Origin of the sequence: Blautia difficilis (genome assembly GCF_014297245.1) — a bacterium.
GTDB lineage: Bacteria > Bacillota > Clostridia > Lachnospirales > Lachnospiraceae > Blautia_A > Blautia_A difficilis.
The window spans coordinates 1-3,494 of sequence record NZ_JACOQG010000068.1; the positions used below are offsets into that span (position 1 = coordinate 1).

Consider the following 3,494-nt stretch of genomic DNA (forward strand, 5'->3'; position numbering starts at 1 on the left):
GTATTGGTGTGTGCGGTTCTGGTAAATTAAAGATGGATTTTATAATGGGAGTCTTGTGTCATGACAAGGCTCTCTATTTTTATGAAAATTAAGTGATGTTATATGCGAACGATCTCACACATGTGCTGGATATATATAGGTTTTAAAAGAAGATTATGATGCTCAATACGAAAAGGAGGTTGCATAAGTATGGCAACAAAATTATTAGATATTAGCTTTTGGCAGGATACTTTAGATTTTGCCAAAATCAAAAAAGCCGGTTACGATAATATCATTCTTCGTGCCGGATATGGAACTACTATTGATTCCAAATTCAATGAATATGCCGCAGCCTGTAAAAAGAATAATATCAATATTGTAGCTGTATATTGGTTTATATATGCTACAAATCTTACAGAGGTAAAGGCAAACGCTAACAAATGCTTAGAAGTAATTAAAGCATACAAACCTAAAATTGTATTTGCAGATTTTGAATATGATACTATTAATAAAGCTGCTAAGAAAGGTATAAAACTTGGTGCAAAGGAATGCGATAGTTTTACTATTGAATTCTGCGAAACAGTTAAAAAAGCAGGATATACTCCAGGATATTATGCTAATACAGATTATTACAAAAATATGTACTCTTCTGTAAAAAACAAAGGCTATGTATTCTGGTTAGCTCATTATAAATCAGATTATTCATATCATGAACCACCTATTAAATGTGATTTCTTCCAGTACACAGACAGAGGTACAGTGCCTGGTCTGGCAGGCAAAAAGTTTGATACTAACGTCTGCTTCTCTAAGAAATATCTCTCTAAAACTTCTTCCACTTCTACAAATAAACCCACTACAAAACCTACAACATCTTCTATAACAATTGATCAAGCTATTGATGCTCTTATTGCTACTGCAAGAGCTGAAGTTGGTTATCTCGAAAAGAAATCTAACTCTCAACTCGATGATAAAACTGCGAATGCAGGATATGGTAATTATACAAAATATTGGAGAGATTTAAAGCCGTCATGGAATGGATCTGCTTGGTGTGCCGTATGGGTATCATGGTGTATGTATAAGACCTTTGGACTTGAAACTGCGAAAAAATTACTTAAACATGAGAATGATTTTCCATATGTTTATTGTCCTACTCTTGGAGCAAGATTCACAAAACATGCTAATCCTCAGCGTGGAGATATCGTAATCTTCTATCGTGGCGGTACATTTGTTCATACAGGTATTGTTACTAAGGTTGATGGAGATGCATTCTTCACTATCGAAGGAAATACTTCTGGAAATACTTCTGGTGGAACAGATATTGTTGCAAATGGTGGTAGTGTATGTTCTAAGTATTATTACAATTCCAAGCTGCCAGGAACAAAGTTCTGTCGTCCTGACTACTCTCTCGTCACATCTATTCTTAACTCTAATTCAGCTCCTAATGTGTCTAATCAGCCCGTAGATCAATCCTATACTGCATGGGTAGGTTCTTGTACCACTAACGGAACAGATGTGTTCTCAGGCGCTACAGGAGCTTCTAAGTTAAGTACATATCCTAAACTTAATGCAGGTAATCTTGTTGATGTTGTTGGTGAATCAGGAACAAGATATCATGTAAGAATTGCAGGTAAATATTTTGGCTATGTTGAAAAGGGCAGAATTAAGAACCCTAATAAAAAAGAACCGAAATCACCATATCCTTTTGTAGGAAAGGTAACTGCAAGTAAACTGAATGTTCGTAAGAAACCTGGTACCGGACAGCCATTGCTTCCAGAGTATCCTCAGCTGAATAAAGATAATCTTGTCGATGTTCTTGGAGAGACTAAAGACTCTCAGGGTGCTAAATGGTACAAAATATCAATCGCTAAAAAATACGCAGGCTATGTGTCAGCCAAATATATTACTAAAGCATAAGGGGGTATGTTATGGGCATCGAACAGATACAGAAGATCCATGAATTTGGAGAGGTTAATGTGATCATATCTATACTTCTTTGTGCGGCACTTGTTATAGCATTAAGAGCTGGATGGGAAAAGCTTCTTGATGTGCTTGGGCTTGAAACTAAAGCATCTCTGCAGAAGAAAGCTTTAGAACAAAGACTCTCTGATATGGAACAGAAAATTGCTGACTTTGAACAGTCTCAGCATGATTATCATGGTCAGTCTATTACTATTAGAGATGATCTCGAAAATAATCAGAAAGTCTTACAGGATGGCATTAATGAACTGAAGATGCTTCTTATCAATAAAGAGATTGATGATATAAGAACAACTATTTTAGATTTCTCTAATGCTGTCATGAATGGCAGAAATTATAACAAAGAACAATATGAACATATTATTGATTTGTATGACAAATATGAAAAAATTCTTGATCAGAACGGGATGACCAATGGTCGTGTTACTGCTTCTATGGAATTCGTATTAAAAAACTATCAAGATTTAATGGACAATGGTTTTAAAAAATAATCCTTGCATTTATGTAGGGATTATTTTTTATGGGGAAGGCTACATGGAAAATAAATTTTTATCACCTGAAATAAATCAAAAAATTTATGATTATTGTAAAAATACGATTACTGATTCACTGAAATTTTACTTATATATACATATTGTCCCAAAAGAAATAAATTCATATGGACATGATAAGTATTATGTAGGAATTACTTCGAGACATCCTAAAATACGATGGATGAACGGGCTTGGATATAAGACACAAATGTTTTATAGAGCAATTGAAAAATATGGCTGGAGCAACATCGAACATAAAGTTATTGCTTCAAACTTAAGTCAAACTGAAGCTGAAGAATTAGAAAAAGAAATTATTTTATATTTGAAATCTAATCAACCAGAATATGGATACAATATTGCTTCTGGTGGTATGTTTGTTGGTGGCCACTGTGTAAAAATTGCTCAATATGATCTAAATGGAAATTTTATTAAATCATATCCCAGCATAGGAAACGCTGCATTAGAAATAAATCAAAATAAAGAGAGTGGTGGAATACGTTGGGCACTATCTCAAGAAGGCCGTACATGGAAGGGATTTATGTGGAGAGAATATGAAGAAGATCCTATACCAAAAATAGAACCATATATACCTTATGATTGTCGTACTCCTATCTTACAATATGATTTATATGGTAACTTTATCAAAGAGTGGGATAGCCTGAAAGAAGCATCTGATTATTATAAAACTTATTGTATATCAAATGCATGCAGGCAGCTGGCTCCTACCGCTGTTGGGTTCCAATGGAAGTATAAAAACGATGACAGAATTATAAAAGATATTCATAATAGCACTAATAAGAAAACAATTTATGTATATACATTAGATGGTCAATTTATTAATCAGTATGAAAGTATTTCTGATGCAGTTAGAAAATTAAATATACCAATTAATCGTTCATGTTTGGATGTGTCTAATTGTTATGCTGATATTCGGAAAAATTCTTCACATGGATATAGATGGTGCGATACATATTATGATAAATTACCACCACTATTACAACGTGG

3 protein-coding genes are annotated in these 3,494 nt (G+C 33.8%); all 3 read left to right on the top strand.

What is annotated here, in order from left to right:
- Nucleotides 1-189: 189 nt before the first annotated feature.
- Nucleotides 190-1,893, top strand: a complete 1,704-nt coding sequence (locus H8Z82_RS16675; RefSeq protein ID WP_186995741.1) for a GH25 family lysozyme — start codon at nucleotides 190-192, stop codon at nucleotides 1,891-1,893.
- An 11-nt stretch (nucleotides 1,894-1,904) separates the two neighbouring features.
- The gene (locus H8Z82_RS16680) at nucleotides 1,905-2,447 is read left to right on the top strand and encodes a hypothetical protein (protein ID WP_186995742.1); all 543 of its coding nucleotides are present in this window, start codon (nucleotides 1,905-1,907) and stop codon (nucleotides 2,445-2,447) included.
- A gap of 43 nt (nucleotides 2,448-2,490) precedes the next feature.
- On the top strand, nucleotides 2,491-3,494 hold a 1,004-nt coding region (locus H8Z82_RS16685; RefSeq protein ID WP_186995743.1), incomplete at its 3' end, for an NUMOD1 domain-containing DNA-binding protein.